The 15,058-nt window shown below is 62.8% G+C and carries 14 protein-coding genes; 5 read left to right on the top strand and 9 right to left on the bottom strand.

Translation table 11 applies throughout. The features are described 5' to 3' along the window. Positions 1-62: 62 nt before the first annotated feature. Together argS and DNK06_RS10910 are read left to right on the top strand one after the other, a co-directional pair. The gene (gene argS, locus DNK06_RS10915; RefSeq protein WP_131180057.1) at positions 63-1,802 is read left to right on the top strand and encodes an arginine--tRNA ligase; all 1,740 of its coding nucleotides are present in this window, start codon (positions 63-65) and stop codon (positions 1,800-1,802) included. Beyond that, complete coding sequence (locus DNK06_RS10910; RefSeq protein ID WP_131180056.1) at positions 1,803-2,498, top strand: SPOR domain-containing protein; 696 nt, start codon at positions 1,803-1,805, stop codon at positions 2,496-2,498. A 299-nt stretch (positions 2,499-2,797) separates the two neighbouring features. Here the strand turns inward: DNK06_RS10910 and fba are convergent, their stop codons facing one another. The 6 genes from fba to tkt form a co-directional block, all read right to left on the bottom strand. Beyond that, the gene (gene fba / locus DNK06_RS10905) at positions 2,798-3,862 is read right to left on the bottom strand and encodes a class II fructose-bisphosphate aldolase (protein WP_131180055.1); all 1,065 of its coding nucleotides are present in this window, start codon (positions 3,860-3,862) and stop codon (positions 2,798-2,800) included. 165 nt (positions 3,863-4,027) lie between these two features. Then, a complete protein-coding gene (locus DNK06_RS10900; protein ID WP_131180054.1) occupies positions 4,028-4,357 on the bottom strand; it encodes an MliC family protein in 330 nt (109 codons plus the stop codon). A gap of 17 nt (positions 4,358-4,374) precedes the next feature. Beyond that, a complete protein-coding gene (locus tag DNK06_RS10895; protein WP_131180053.1) occupies positions 4,375-4,569 on the bottom strand; it encodes a hypothetical protein in 195 nt (64 codons plus the stop codon). Between the two features lie 75 nt (positions 4,570-4,644). Further along, entirely contained in the window at positions 4,645-5,823 is a 1,179-nt protein-coding gene (locus DNK06_RS10890) for a phosphoglycerate kinase (RefSeq protein WP_131180052.1), read from the bottom strand. A 4-nt stretch (positions 5,824-5,827) separates the two neighbouring features. Then, positions 5,828-6,892, bottom strand: a complete 1,065-nt coding sequence (epd, locus tag DNK06_RS10885) for an erythrose-4-phosphate dehydrogenase (protein WP_131180051.1) — start codon at positions 6,890-6,892, stop codon at positions 5,828-5,830. 119 nt (positions 6,893-7,011) lie between these two features. Further along, positions 7,012-9,009 carry a transketolase gene (tkt, locus tag DNK06_RS10880; protein ID WP_131180050.1) on the bottom strand — a complete coding sequence of 666 codons (1,998 nt, stop codon included), beginning with the start codon at positions 9,007-9,009 and terminating at the stop codon, positions 7,012-7,014. Positions 9,010-9,279: 270 nt separating this feature from the next. On the opposite strand from tkt, the gene DNK06_RS10875 reads away from it, so the two are divergent. Then, complete coding sequence (locus DNK06_RS10875; protein ID WP_131180049.1) at positions 9,280-10,308, top strand: ArsR/SmtB family transcription factor; 1,029 nt, start codon at positions 9,280-9,282, stop codon at positions 10,306-10,308. After that, complete coding sequence (metK, locus tag DNK06_RS10870) at positions 10,305-11,495, top strand: methionine adenosyltransferase (RefSeq protein ID WP_131180048.1); 1,191 nt, start codon at positions 10,305-10,307, stop codon at positions 11,493-11,495. The genes DNK06_RS10875 and metK overlap by 4 nt, the downstream gene beginning before the upstream one ends. Positions 11,496-11,594: 99 nt before the next feature. Here the strand turns inward: metK and DNK06_RS10865 are convergent, their stop codons facing one another. After that, positions 11,595-11,927, bottom strand: a complete 333-nt coding sequence (locus DNK06_RS10865) for a hypothetical protein (protein ID WP_131180047.1) — start codon at positions 11,925-11,927, stop codon at positions 11,595-11,597. Between the two features lie 231 nt (positions 11,928-12,158). Here DNK06_RS10865 and ligB point away from each other — a divergent pair, with 231 nt between their 5' ends. Further along, complete coding sequence (ligB, locus tag DNK06_RS10860) at positions 12,159-13,826, top strand: NAD-dependent DNA ligase LigB (protein WP_131180046.1); 1,668 nt, start codon at positions 12,159-12,161, stop codon at positions 13,824-13,826. Positions 13,827-14,055: 229 nt separating this feature from the next. On the opposite strand, the gene DNK06_RS10855 is transcribed toward ligB, so the two are convergent. Together DNK06_RS10855 and DNK06_RS10850 are read right to left on the bottom strand one after the other, a co-directional pair. Further along, positions 14,056-14,445 carry an acyl-CoA thioesterase gene (locus tag DNK06_RS10855; RefSeq protein ID WP_131180045.1) on the bottom strand — a complete coding sequence of 130 codons (390 nt, stop codon included), beginning with the start codon at positions 14,443-14,445 and terminating at the stop codon, positions 14,056-14,058. 119 nt (positions 14,446-14,564) lie between these two features. After that, a complete protein-coding gene (locus DNK06_RS10850; protein ID WP_131180044.1) occupies positions 14,565-14,951 on the bottom strand; it encodes an MAPEG family protein in 387 nt (128 codons plus the stop codon). Positions 14,952-15,058 lie beyond the last annotated feature (107 nt).

The raw sequence follows: 15,058 nt of genomic DNA, 5'->3' as shown, positions 1-15,058 counted from the left end.
ATGCGGGGTTTTCAACCCACGCTTTCGAGCGGCGCCGCATCTCGCGGCCGAATGAGCAGACCATGAAAGACAGTATTCGCCACCTGATCCAGCAAGCCCTGACCCGCCTGACCGCCGAAGGCGTGCTGCCCGAAGGCCTGAGCCCGACGATCCAGGTGGAGAACACCAGGGACAAGACCCACGGCGACTTCGCCAGCAACATCGCCATGATGCTGGCCAAACCGGCGGCGATGAAGCCGCGCGACCTGGCGCAGAAGCTGATCGATGCCCTGCCCGCCGATACGCAGATCACCAAGGTCGAGATCGCTGGCCCGGGTTTCCTCAACTTCTTCCAGAACAACGACTCCCTGGCCGAGCGCCTGGAAACCGCGCTGGCCGACGATCACCTTGGCGTGCGCAAGAGCGGTGCCGCCGAGCGCGTGGTCGTCGATCTGTCCTCGCCGAACCTGGCCAAGGAAATGCACGTCGGCCACCTGCGCTCGACCATCATCGGCGATGCCGTGGCGCGAGTGCTGGAGTTCCTCGGCGACGAAGTGATCCGCCAGAACCACGTCGGCGACTGGGGCACCCAGTTCGGCATGCTGCTGGCCTTCATGGAGGAAAACCCGGCTGCTGCGGAAAGCGAGCTGGCCGACCTCGAAGGCTTCTATCGCGCCGCCAAGAAGCGCTTCGATGACTCCGCCGAATTCGCCGAACGCGCCCGCGCCCTGGTCGTCCAGCTGCAAGCTGGCGAGCCGGAATGCATGCGCCTGTGGCACCGTTTCAACAGCATTTCCCTGAGCCATTGCCAGAAGGCCTACGACCGCCTGGGCGTCAAACTGACCCCGGCCGACGTCAAGGGCGAAAGCGCCTACAACGCCGAGCTGCCAGGCGTGATCGAGGCACTACGCGAGAAAGGCCTGCTGACCGAGGACAACGGCGCCCAGTGCGTCTTCCTCGACGACTACAAGAACGCCGAAGGCAACCCGCTGCCGGTGATCGTGCAGAAGGCCGGCGGCGGCTACCTCTACTCGACCACCGACCTGGCCGCCATGCGTTACCGCAGCCAGGTGCTCAAGGCCGACCGCGCCCTGTACTTCGTCGATCAGCGCCAGGCCCTGCATTTCCAGATGGCCTTCGAAGTGGCGCGCCGCGCCGGCTTCGTGCACGACGGCATGCAGCTCGAACACATGGGCTTCGGCACCATGAACGGCGCCGATGGCCGCCCGTTCAAGACCCGCGACGGCGGTACGGTAAAGCTCATCGATCTGCTCGACGAGGCCGAGGCGCGCGCCTACGAGCTGGTCAAGGCGAAGAACGCCGAACTGGGCGAAGACGAGCTGCGCCAGATCGCCCGCGCCGTGGGCATCGGTGCGGTGAAGTACGCCGACCTGTCCAAGCACCGTACCAGCGACTACAGCTTCAACTTCGAGTTGATGCTCAGCTTCGAGGGCAATACCGCACCATACCTGCTCTACGCCTACACCCGGGTAGCGAGCATCTTCCGCAAGCTGGGCAAAGGCTTCGAACAAGTCGATGGCCGCATCGAACTTCAAGCGCCCCAGGAAATCGAACTGGCCGGCAAACTGGCACAGTTCGGAGAAGTGCTGACCAACGTCGCCGACAAGGGCACGCCGCACCTACTGTGTGCCTACCTGTATGACGTCGCCGGGCTGTTCTCCAGTTTTTACGAGCATTGCCCGGTACTGAGCGCCGAGGACGAGGCCACTCGCCAGAGCCGCCTGCGCCTCGCCGCACTGACCGGTCGTACCCTCAAGCAAGGCCTGCAACTGCTCGGCCTGGAAACTCTGGAGCGCATGTAAGTGGCAACCCGCAAGAAGCCCGCACCCAAACGCGGCGCCAGCCGTTACAAGGCCCCGAGCAAACGCCCGGTACCGGGCTGGATCTGGCTGGCCTGCGGGCTGGTGGTTGGCGTGTTCGCCATGCTGCTGTTCAACCTGCAGCCAGGCAGCGATGCAATCAAGCGTGACAAGCCCCAGCCGGAGCGCGCCAGCACCTCGCCCAAACCGACGCCGTCGGCCACCAGCCAGGAGCCGGGCAAGCCCAAGTACGACTTCTACACGCTGCTGCCGGAGTCGGAAGTCATCGTGCCGCCGGACGCCGTACCTCCGCCGCCCACGCGGACACCGCCTGCCGTAACACCCGAGGAAGCGGCGAAGATCGACGCCGCCCGCGCCCTGGCTGCACTGAATGGCGAAACACCACCGCCAGCCCCGCCAGTGGCGACGGCGCCTCCCGCCGTGCAGGCGCCGCTGAGCACGCAGTTCTTCCTGCAGGCCGGCTCGTTCCGCCGCAAGGACGACGCCGAGAGCGTGCGTGCGCAAATCACCCTGCTCGGCCAGAACGTACGCGTGGAGTCCGGCACGGTGCGCGACGAAACCTGGCACCGCGTGCTCGTCGGCCCGTTCGCCAACCGCGAACAGTTGGCCCGGTCGCAGAAAGCCCTGGCCGCCAACGGCTTCAGCAATCTCCTGTTGCAACAGCGCCAGAGCCGCTAAGACCCGCATGGCTCCCCGATGATCAGTCGGGAACTATCGCCTCTTGAGAAGCTTGTAGTCGAGAGACAAGGGTGGGCCAGGCGGCGATCCGCCTCAGCCCACCGCTTGCAATACCGCTACAGCAGGATGGGTGAACCCCATCAATCGCTGATGGGTTTCACCTGCGCGGATCGACCCATTCTAAGAATGGCCGTTCTCGCCTTTCAGTCGTCTGCCCCTGGCGAACATCCAGGCACAAAAAAGCCGCTTACCCTGCAAAGAGTAAACGGCTTCGTTATACCGATGATCGCGATGACCGATCAGTTGACCTTGGCGGCCAGCTCACCCTTGGCGTAGCGCTGGAACATGCCTTCCAGGGAGATCGGTTTTATCTTCGAGGCGTTGCCGGCGGTGCCGAAGGCTTCGTAACGATCGATACAGATATCACGCATGGCGGTGATGGTATGGGCAAAGTACTTGCGCGGGTCGAACTCGCTCGGGTGCTCGGCCAGGAAGCGGCGGATGGCGCCGGTGGAGGCCAGACGCAGGTCGGTGTCGATGTTGACCTTGCGCACGCCATACTTGATGCCTTCGACGATTTCCTCGACCGGCACGCCGTAGGTTTCCTTGATCTCGCCACCGTGCTCGTTGATGATCGCCAGCCAATCCTGCGGCACCGAGCTGGAACCATGCATCACCAGGTGGGTGTTGGGGATGCGCTTGTGGATTTCCTTGATGCGCTCGATCGACAGCACGTCGCCGGTTGGTGGCTTGGTGAACTTGTAGGCGCCGTGGCTGGTGCCGATGGCGATGGCCAAGGCGTCGACCTGGGTCTTCTTGACGAAGTCGGCGGCTTCTTCCGGGTCGGTCAGCAGTTGGCTGTGATCCAGCACGCCTTCGGCGCCGACACCGTCTTCTTCACCAGCCTGGCCGGTTTCCAGGCTGCCCAGGCAGCCCAGCTCACCTTCTACCGACACTCCGCAGGCGTGGGCGAAAGCCACGGTCTGCTGAGTCACGCGGACGTTGTAGTCGTAGTCGGACGGCGTCTTGCCGTCTTCCTTCAGCGATCCGTCCATCATCACCGAGCTGAAGCCCAGCTGGATCGAGCGCTGGCAGATGTCCGGGCTGGTGCCGTGATCCTGGTGCATGCACACCGGGATATGCGGGAATTCTTCGATGGCGGCGAGGATCAGATGACGCAGGAAAGGCGCACCGGCGTACTTGCGGGCACCTGCGGAAGCCTGGACGATGACCGGCGAATCGGTCTTGTCGGCAGCTTCCATGATGGCGCGCATCTGCTCCAGGTTGTTGACGTTGAAAGCCGGCACGCCGTAGCCGAATTCGGCGGCGTGGTCGAGCATCTGGCGCATGCTGATAAGTGCCATGTTTTGCTATCTCCCGATAGGGCTCGTTAATCGTGCAAGCCTGCCGCAGTGGCAGGCGCTATTCAAGTACTGCTACAGCGCTAAGCTACAAGCTTCAAGCCGCAAGGAAGAGCCGAAGTATCCAACCCCCACTTGCAGCTTGTGGCTTGCAGCTTGTCACTGCCTTCAGGGCGCCTTGCAGCCACGCCCGAGCAAATCATCATTGGCGGTACGATAGATCAGGCCTTCCTCCCCCTTGGTATGGAGGGACAGCGTACCGTCGCTGTACAACACGCCGGAACCGGCAGGCTCCTGGCTCAAACGATGAACGATATCGCTGCCGCCCATACGCACATCGACTTTCTCGTGGGTACTGTCGGCATAACGCCAGAACACTTCGGCCTGACTGTCGCACACCCAGCGGTTCCACTCCTGACTGTCGGCGTAGTCCTTGCCGGCACAACCGGCGAGCATGAACAGACCGAGCAACGCGGCGGCGCCTTTATAACGATTCATCGCACTCTCCTTGTCACTTAGCAGTTCTGCTCGCCCACGGGCGGCGTCGGATCACCGGTACTTTGTCCTTCGATGCGCGGCTCGTCACGCGTGGTCGGCAGATCGATTTCTGCCGGACTCAACACTCTGCACGCTTCATCACGCGGCGATCCGCCACCAGCACAACCACCCAGGACGGCACATAAGGTCAATACCACGGCTACGTTACGCATCGGTCACTCCTTGCAGGCTGATTTCCATACAAGGGTAGTGACCGCCTGCAGCAGCCAAGGTTTAGCCGAATTGCCTTATTTGGCTGCGCGTTGCTGCAGCACTTCCACTGCCGGCAGCACCTTGCCTTCGACGAACTCGAGGAAAGCGCCGCCACCGGTGGAAATATAGGAAATGCGCGAAGCCACATCGTATTTGTCGATGGCCGCCAGGGTGTCACCACCACCGGCGATGGAGAACGCCGGGCTTTCGGCGATGGCCAGGGCCAGGGCCTTGGTGCCTTCACCGAACTGATCGAATTCGAATACGCCGACCGGGCCGTTCCACAGGATGGTCTTCGAGGCCTTGAGCAGATCGGCGAACTGCGCTGCGGTCTGTGGGCCGATGTCGAGGATCATGTCGTCGTCGGCCACATCGGCCACCGCCTTGACGGTAGCGGTCGCGGCTTCGGAAAACTCCTTGGCGACCACCACATCCACTGGCAGCGGCACGCTGACCTTGGCGGCGATGGCCTTGGCGGTATCGACCAGGTCGGCTTCGTACAGCGACTTGCCCACCGGGTAACCGGCTGCGGCGAGGAAGGTGTTGGCAATGCCGCCGCCAACGATCAGTTGATCGCAGATGCTGCTCAGGCTGTTCAGGACGTCCAGCTTGGTCGATACCTTGGAGCCGGCGACGATCGCCGCCATCGGCTGAGCCGGTGCGCCCAGGGCCTTGCCCAATGCATCCAGTTCGGCAGCCAGCAGCGGGCCGGCGGCAGCGACCCTGGCGAACTTGGCCACGCCATGGGTCGAGCCCTCGGCGCGGTGGGCGGTACCGAAGGCATCCATGACGAACACGTCGCACAGGGCGGCGTATTGCTGGGCCAGCTCGTCGGCGTTGTTCTTTTCGCCCTTGTTGAAGCGTACGTTCTCGAACAGCACCAGATCACCGGCTTTCAGCTCGACGCCATTCAGGTAATCCTTGATCAGCGGCACCTCACGGCCAAGGGCCTTGCTCAGGTAGTCGGCCACAGGCGCCAGGCTGTTCTCTTCGCTGAATTCGCCCTCGGTAGGACGTCCCAGGTGCGAGCAGATCATCACCGCGGCGCCCTTCTCCAGGGCCAGTTTGATGGTCGGCAGCGCCGCGAGGATGCGCGCATCGCTCTTCACCACGCCATCCTTGACCGGCACATTGAGGTCTTCGCGGATCAGCACGCGTTTACCTTGCAGGTCGAGGTCGGCCATTTTCGTGATGTTTACGGAAGCTGCGGTCATTGAGTCAGTCCTTAACAGGGGCTGTTGAAAGGGAAGCGGCGGCATCGAGAAAATGCACGGCCATGTCGAGCATACGGTTGGCGAAGCCCCACTCGTTATCGAACCAGGCCAGCAGATTGACCAGGCGCGGCCCGGAAACCCGCGTCTGACTGCCGTCGACGATGGCCGAATGGGGATCATGATTGAAGTCGCAACTGGCGTGCGGTAACTCGGTGTACGCCAGCAGACCTTGCAGCGGCCCCTGTTCGGCGGCCTGACGCAAGATCCGATTGATCTCTTCGGCACTGGTATCGCGGGCGGTCTGCAAGGTGATATCCAGGCAGGACACGTTGACCGTCGGCACCCGAATGGCTTTGGCCTGAATTCGCCCGGCAAGTTCCGGAAGCAGCCGTTCGATGCCTCGGGCCAGGCCCGTGGAAACCGGAATCACCGACTGAAAGGCCGAGCGCGTACGGCGCAGATCTTCGTCGTGATAGGCGTCGATTACCGGTTGGTCGTTCATCGCCGAGTGGATGGTGGTGATCGAGATGTACTCCAGCCCGATCGCCTCGTTGAGCACTTTGAGCAGCGGCACCCCGCAGTTGGTGGTGCAGGACGCATTCGACACCAGGCGTTCGGCGCCACTCAGGCGCTGCTGGTTGACGCCGTAAACCACGGTGGCATCGACATCGCTCTCGCTGGCCATCGGCTGCGACAGCAATACCCGCCGCGCGCCCGCCTGCAGAAAACGCTCGGCCTGCTCGCGCGTGGTGTATTGCCCCGAGCATTCGAGCAGCAGGTCGATATCCAGCGCCGCCCAGTCGACACCCTCCGGCTCGCGCTGGCGTAAGACACGCACGCGCTCGCCGTTGATGTGCAGGCAATCGCCAACTACCTTCACCTCACCGGGAAAACGCCCGTGGGTGGAGTCGAAGCGGGTCAGGTATTCGATGCTGGCCTGGTCGGCCAGATCGTTGAGTGCGACGATTTCCAGGCGCGCCTCGCCGGCACGTTCGTGCAGGGCACGCAACACACAACGACCGATGCGGCCGTAGCCGTTCAGAGCGACGCGGTAAGGGCGATAGGACATCGGAGATCTCGGATGAACCCGTAGGGTGGATCGCGTTTTATCGATCCACCGGGCGCTGTAACGGTGGATGAAAACGCATCGGCTGCGCGCCCCGATCCACCCTACGGCGTCGTTCTCACTTAGGCGTCGAACAGTTCTTCGGCGGTGCCGATGATGTTCTCGACGGTGAAACCGAAGTGCTCGAACAGCTCGCCGGCCGGGGCCGACTCACCGTAGGTTTCCATGCCGATAACACGACCTTCGAGGCCGACGTACTTGTACCAGAAGTCCGCATGGGCCGCCTCGATGGCGATCCGCGACGTGACCTGCAGTGGCAGCACCGACTGCTTGTAGCCGGCGTCCTGCTGGTCGAAGACGTTGGTCGACGGCATCGACACCACACGTACCTTGCGGCCCTGCTCGCTCAGTTTGTCGGCAGCCTGGATGGCCAGGCCGACTTCCGAACCGGTGGCGATCAGGATCAGCTCCGGCTCGCCGGCGCAGTCCTTGAGCACGTAACCGCCGCGGCTGATGGCGCTCTCGGTTTCGTGGTCACGCAGGTTATGTGGCAGGTTCTGGCGCGAGAAGATCAGCGCGCTCGGGCCATCCTTGCGCTCGACCGCATGCTTCCAGGCCACCGCGGCTTCGACGGTATCCGCCGGGCGCCAGGTATCCAGGTTCGGCGTGGTGCGCAGGCTGGTCAGTTGCTCGACCGGCTGGTGAGTCGGGCCGTCTTCGCCCAGGCCGATGGAGTCGTGGGTGAACACGTAGAGCACGCGCAGCTTCATCAGCGCGGACATGCGCACGGCATTGCGGGCGTATTCCATGAACATCAGGAAAGTTGCGCCGTAAGGCACCAGGCCGCCATGCAGGGCGACGCCGTTCATGATCGCGCTCATGCCGAATTCGCGCACGCCGTAGTACATGTAGTTGCCCGAGGCATCCTCGGCGACCACCGGCTTGCAGCCCTTCCACAGGGTCAGGTTGGAACCGGCCAGGTCGGCGGAGCCGCCGAGCAGTTCCGGCAGCAGCGGGCCGAAGGCATTCAGGCAGTTCTGGCTGGCCTTGCGGCTGGCAATGGTTTCACCCTTCTCGGCCACGGCGCGGATGAACTCGCTGGCCTTGGCAGAGAAATCGGCAGGCAGATCACCGGCCATACGGCGGACGAACTCGTTGGCCAGTTCCGGGTAGACAGCGGAATAGGCAGCGAAGCGCTGATCCCACTCGGCTTCGGCGGCCAGACCGGCTTCCTTGGCATCCCACTCGGCATAGATGTCGGCCGGGATTTCGAACGGCGCGTGGTTCCAGTTCAGGGCAGCGCGAGTCAGGGCGATTTCGTCATGACCCAGCGCGGCGCCGTGAGATTCTTCTTTGCCCTGCTTGTTGGGCGAGCCGAAACCGATGATGGTCTTGCAGCAGATCAGGGTCGGCTGCTCGCTCTTGCGCGCGGTATCGATGGCCATCTTGATTTCATCGGCATCGTGGCCGTCGACGTTGCGGATCACCTGCCAGCCGTAGGCTTCGAAGCGTGCCGGAGTATCGTCGGTGAACCAGCCGTGCACTTCGCCATCGATGGAGATGCCGTTGTCATCATAGAAAGCAATCAGCTTGCCCAGGCCCAGGGTGCCGGCCAGCGAGCAGACTTCGTGGCTGATGCCTTCCATCATGCAGCCGTCGCCCAGGAAGGCGTAGGTGTAGTGATCGACGATGTTGTGGCCGTCGCGGTTGAACTGCGCCGCCATGATTTTTTCCGCCAGGGCGAAGCCCACGGCATTGGCGATGCCCTGACCGAGCGGACCGGTGGTGGTCTCGACGCCCGGCGCATAGCCGTATTCCGGGTGACCCGGCGTGCGGCTGTGCAATTGACGGAAGTTCTTCAGGTCATCGATGGACAGGTCGTAGCCGGTCAGGTGCAACAGCGAATAGATCAGCATCGAGCCGTGGCCGTTGGACAGCACGAAGCGGTCACGGTCGGCGAATTTCGGGTTGGCCGGGTTGTGTTTCAGGTAGTCACGCCACAGCACTTCGGCGATATCCGCCATGCCCATCGGGGCACCGGGGTGGCCGCTGTTGGCTTTTTGCACGGCATCCATGCTCAGGGCACGAATGGCATTGGCACGCTCACGACGGCTGGGCATCGCTGAATCTCCTGCGGGGTGGCTGCCGGGGCAGCTAGGTCGGAAAAAGGCGGCCATTTTCGCCCAGCCACCCCCCGCGGGGCAATCACAGATGGTCGTTAGTCGAACGATTCCGGCGGATTTCCGGGAGAAAACCGTCCTGCCAGGCGAATGGGGCCTGATCAAGACCGTTCGGCAGCGATTCAAAAACAACCTCGGCAGATACCAATATCAAAACTTTTTGATATTGGCCTTGCTGCACTAAAAATGACCGACTAGACTGCGCAACCTATGACTCTGCGTGCCTCCCAGCTCGATTTCGAGCCCGCCGACGCTCTTTCCGCCCTGTGCAAGGCCGCGGGCGATCCCCTGCGCCTGAACGTCCTGCGCGCCCTGGCCAATGACTCGTTCGGCGTGCTGGAATTGGCGCAGATATTCGCGATCGGCCAGTCGGGCATCAGCCATCATCTCAAGGTGCTGGCCCAGGCAGGGCTCGTGGCGACACGCCGGGAAGGCAATGCGATCTTCTATCGTCGCGCCCTGGCTCACGCAGAAACCGTTGGCGGCACACTGCATGGCGCCCTGCTCCAGGAAGTCGACCGGTTGACCCTGCCGGTACAGGTGCGCGAACGCATCGCCCAGGTGCATCAGCAGCGAGCCACTGCCAGCCAGGACTTCTTCGCGCGCAGCGCCGAACGCTTCCAGGCCCAGCAGGATCTGATCGCCGGGCTGCCGCAATACCGCGACAGCGTGCTGGCACTGCTCGACTCACTGGATTTCGCCACGACCGCCCACGCGCTGGAAATCGGCCCCGGCGATGGTGGTTTCCTGCCCGAGCTGGCGAGCCGCTTCGAACAGGTCACCGCCCTGGACAACAGCCCGGCCATGCTCGAACTGGCGCGCCAGCGCTGCGAGAAGGACGGTCTGGGCAACGTCCAGCTGCAGTTGGCCGACGCCTTGCTCGACGATTACCCCAGCGCCGACTGCGTAGTACTGAACATGGTGTTGCATCATTTTGCTGCGCCGGCCCAGGCACTGCGCAAACTCGCCAGCCAGGTCAACAGTGGCGGCAGCCTGCTGATCACCGAACTGTGCAGTCACAACCAGGGCTGGGCCCGCGATACCTGCGGCGATCTCTGGCTAGGCTTCGAACAGGACGACTTGGCCCACTGGGCCGTCTCCGCCGGACTGACCCCAGGCGAAAGCCTGTACGTCGGCCTGCGCAATGGCTTTCAAATTCAGGTGCGGCACTTCCAGCGCACTCATCCACTCACGCACGTGGCCGACAGGCCCTCACTCGCCAGGACAACCGATAGATGAGCGAATACTCCCTGTTTACCTCCGAGTCCGTGTCCGAAGGTCATCCGGACAAGATCGCCGACCAGATTTCCGATGCCGTTCTCGACGCCATCATCACCCAGGACAAACACGCCCGCGTGGCCGTCGAAACGCTGGTCAAGACCGGCGTGGCGATCATCGCCGGCGAAGTCACCACCAGCGCCTGGGTCGACCTGGAGCAGATCGTTCGCGACGTGATCTGCAACATCGGCTATACCAGCTCCGACGTCGGCTTCGACGGCGCTACCTGCGGCGTGATGAACATCATTGGCAAACAGTCCCCGGACATCAATCAGGGCGTTGACCGCGCCAAGCCGGAAGACCAGGGTGCTGGCGACCAGGGCCTGATGTTCGGTTACGCCAGCAACGAAACCGACGTGCTGATGCCTGCGCCGATCCGCTTCTCCCACGCTCTGGTGGAGCGCCAGGCCGAGGCCCGCAAATCCGGCCTGCTGCCGTGGCTGCGCCCGGACGCCAAGAGCCAGGTCACCTGCCGTTACGAGAACGGCAAGGTAGTCGGCATCGATGCAGTGGTGCTGTCCACCCAGCACAACCCGGACGTCAGCCTGAGCGATCTGCGTGAAGCGGTGATGGAGCTGGTCATCAAGCACTCCCTGCCAGCCGAGCTACTGCACAAGGACACCCAGTTTCACATCAACCCGACCGGTAACTTCGTGATCGGCGGCCCAGTGGGCGACTGCGGCCTGACTGGCCGCAAGATCATCGTCGACAGCTACGGCGGCATGGCCCGCCACGGTGGTGGCGCCTTCTCCGGCAAGGATCCTTCCAAGGTCGACCGCAGCGCCGCTTATGCCGGTCGCTACGTGGCCAAGAACATCGTTGCCGCCGGCCTGGCCGAGCGCTGTGAGATCCAGGTGTCCTATGCCATCGGCGTAGCCCAGCCGACCTCCATCTCGATCAATACCTTCGGCACCAACAAGGTGGCGGACGAGACCATCATCAAACTGGTGCGTGACGTGTTCGACCTGCGTCCTTACGCCATCACCAAGATGCTCGACCTGCTGCACCCGATGTATCAGCCGACCGCCGCTTACGGCCACTTTGGCCGCGAGCCGCAGCAATTGACCGTGGGTGACGACAGCTTCACCAGCTTCACCTGGGAAAGAACCGACAAGGCCGCCGAGCTGCGCGCCGCTGCCGGCCTCTGAAACCCGAGATGCCCGGCGAGAGCCGGGCAATGGGCACAAAAAAGCCTCCGTGGGCGCGATGTCCACGGAGGCTTTTTCACACCTGCAAGGCAGGTTTTCTTATTGCTGCTTACCGAACAGCGAGCCCAGCCCTTTCAGGGTTTCGGCAGCGGCGGTAATACCGTCAGCAGTCGAATCACCCTGGGTTTGCGGCGCGGCTTGCGCGGAAGCGGTGGCATTGGCACCCAACTGGTCACAGCTACCGTCGACCTGGGCAACGGTGTCGTTGACGGATTGGTTACCCAGCAGGCCGGCCAGCTGTTTGACCTGAGCGATCTTCTCGGCATTGGCCGAAAGCTTCTGCTGGCACTTGAGCTGAGCATCTTCAGCGGCGTGAGCGAAGGTGCTGGCGAGGGCCAGGGCAGCAGAGCAGAACAGGATAGAAAGACGCATGAGACTCTAGACCTTCAGAAATGAGGCCCGGCTATGCCGTTCCCGCCGCCGGGCAAGTCCATTTGATGTGCGGGGTGTGAAACCTTATCACTGCCTTTGCTGTATCGACAAACTCATGCTTTCGGAAATGTCGTCCAGTCCCCATTTCGCCTCGGGAAAACCGGCAGTTGCGGCCTGCAGGTTCTGCGACTAGCCTGCAGAAATCATCGCCCGAGCAAGGATGCTCCGCCCATGAAATGCTGGATAGCTGCCGCCCTTCCCGCCCTGCTGGTCGCGCTTGCCCGCGCCGACACATGCCCTGAACCGACAACCGCACACGATCGCCAACTCAGTGAACTCGCCACCCGGGTAGCCCAATGGGACGATGCCTACCATCGCCAGGGTCGCTCGCTGGTCAGCGATGAACTCTACGACCAGGCCCGCGCCCGCCTGGAGCATTGGCAAAGCTGCCTGAGCGACACACCCACGGCCAACCCACTGAGCGGCGCGGGTGGCCCGGTGCGGCATCCGGTCACCCAGACCGGCCTGCGCAAGCTGGCGGATGAACGCGCAGTGACGCGCTGGATGGCTTCACGCCAGGCCTTGTGGATTCAACCCAAGGTCGATGGTGTGGCAGTCACACTGGTTTACAGAGGCGGCCACCTGCAGCAGGTGATCAGCCGCGGGGACGGCAATACGGGCCAGGACTGGACGTCGCAAGCCAGCCGGATCGCCGCCATTCCCAAGCGCCTCACCGATAACACTGAACTCGTGCTGCAAGGCGAGCTGTACCTGCAGCGCCCGGAGCATATTCAGGCCAAACACGGCGGCGCTTCGGCACGCAGTACGGTCGCGGGGTTGATGGCACGCCAGGATCTGCAAGTCACCCAGGCGAACGGTATCGGGTTGTTCGTCTGGGATTGGCCCAATGGCCCGGCCGATATGCAGGAGCGTCTCGATCGCCTGGAACAGCTGGGCTTTCACGACAGCCGCCACTACAGCCAGCCGGTCAGCAGCATTGCCGAAGCCCGGCAATGGCGCGAGCGCTGGTACCGCGCCCCACTGCCATTCGCCACCGATGGCGTGGTGCTACGCCAAGGCCAGCGTCCCTCCGGCGAACGCTGGCGGGCCGAGCCGCCACACTGGGCTGCCGCCTGGAAACACCCGGCCAGCGAGGCCCTGGCGCTGGTCGAAAAGGTCGAGTTCAGCATCGGCCGCAGTGGCCGAATTACTCCGCTACTGCATCTGCATCCGGTGAAATTGGACGACCGTACCATTCGCGTCGTCAGCGTCGGTTCACTGGAACGCTGGCAGCAACTGGATATCCGCCCGGGCGACCAGGTCGCCATTCGCCTTGCCGGACAAACCATCCCGCAACTGGACAGCGTGATAGTGCAAACGGCAACCCGCCCAGAACTCGACATTCCGCGTCGTGACGATTACCACCCGCTGAGCTGCCTGCGAGCATCCGACAGTTGCGCCAGCCAGTTCCAAGCCCGCCTGAACTGGCTCAGCAGCAAGCAGGCACTGAATCTGCCCGGTATCGGTGCCGGCACGTGGGAGAAACTACTACAGGCCCAACATATCGACAGCCTGCTCGACTGGCTTGAGCTCAGTGAAGAGCAGTTGCTCACGGTGCCAGGCATCGGCCAACAGAGCGCCGCCACTCTCAACCGTCGCTTTGCCGAAGCCCGGCAACGGCCTTTCAGAGACTGGCTTCGCGCCCTGGGCACGCCGATCGACCCGGATAACCTGGCCGCCAACGACTGGGCGCAGCTACAACAGCGCAACCTGGCCGAGTGGCAGAAGCTACCGGGGATAGGCCCAACCCGAGCCGCTCAGTTGCAGGCATTTTTCCAGCACGAGGAGGTCGTAGCCCTGGCAGACCGCTTGCGCCTGGCTGGCGTCGAGGGCTTCTGAATCAGTAAGCATTGAAGGTCAGTCGCCCACACTGCCTGCCGTCCATCTCTTCACTACCGGTAAGCAAGTACCTGACGCCGAGCTTCCGGCGATTCGGGATCGACATCTGCGCAGGCGCTGAGTAGCAGGCACGTCAACAACAGGAAGGAAAGCGTACGTCATCGGTTTCGGGAAAATCCTGTATCACCAGTGCTGCACCAGCGGCCAAGACCTGTCGTTGTCGCAAGGCTCACTCCTTGAACTGATCCCTGATGTAGGTGATTTCGGTTTTGCCATGGGGTGCTGGCTGACCGCTTTCGTCGACATTGACGAAGACCATCTTGTCGATGGTAAGGATGCTCTTGCGGGTGATCTTGTTGCGCACTTCGCAGCGCATGGTGAGCGAGGTGCGGCCAAAGTCGGTCGCGGTGATACCCAGCTCGATGATGTCGCTCTGCCGCGCCGAGCTGGCGAAGTTGATCTCCGAGATCAGCTTGGTCACCACGCGCTGGCTGCCAAGCTGGATGATGGCGTAGATCGCCGCCTCTTCATCGATCCATTTCAACAGGCTGCCACCGAACAGGGTGCCATTGGGGTTGAGGTCTTCGGGCTTTACCCACTTGCGTGTGTGGAAGTTCATACGTACTCCTTGTACATCGCTATCGGTTCGCGAGTCATGATCGCAAAGGGCGGCCCCCCTTGTCGCGGCAGGTGCTTCAATCGGCTCGATAAAGAAAGACCATGCCCACGATCAAACACTCAGGCCGCCACCACGAACAGGCTGACGATGATGCCCATGCCGACGAACCAGATCAGCGAACGCAGCGACGCCCAGTCAGCCAGGTAGCAGATCAGATACAGCACTCGGCTGACGATGAAGACGACTGCGAGCGTATCCAGGGTCGCTTGCGCCGCGCCGCCGGCCAGGTGAGCGATGATCACCGCCGCGGCGAAGGCCGGCGTGGTTTCGAAGCCATTGAGCTGAGCGCTGTTGGCGCGGGCCGCGCGGCCTTTCAGCGTACCGAGGAATGCCCGTGGATGATGGTTGTTTCTCGGCGTGAAACCGCCTCCCAGAGCCTTGGCCGCGACAGTGCCGAGATAGGGCAGGAAGATGGCGATCAGGACGCACCAATAGGCCAGTGTCATGGCAACTTTCCAACAGAGATGAAAGGAGACTGTAGCCTGCCGGTAACCCGTGCACGAATACCCGCTACATCTCGACGGAAAACCTTGGGCTCGCGTGCCGGCGCCGC

It is taken from the genome of Phytopseudomonas daroniae, from assembly GCF_004327285.1.
In the GTDB taxonomy this organism is placed as follows: domain Bacteria; phylum Pseudomonadota; class Gammaproteobacteria; order Pseudomonadales; family Pseudomonadaceae; genus Aquipseudomonas; species Aquipseudomonas daroniae.
Note: the sequence above shows the minus strand (reverse complement) of the source record. Positions and strands in the feature narration are given on the sequence as shown.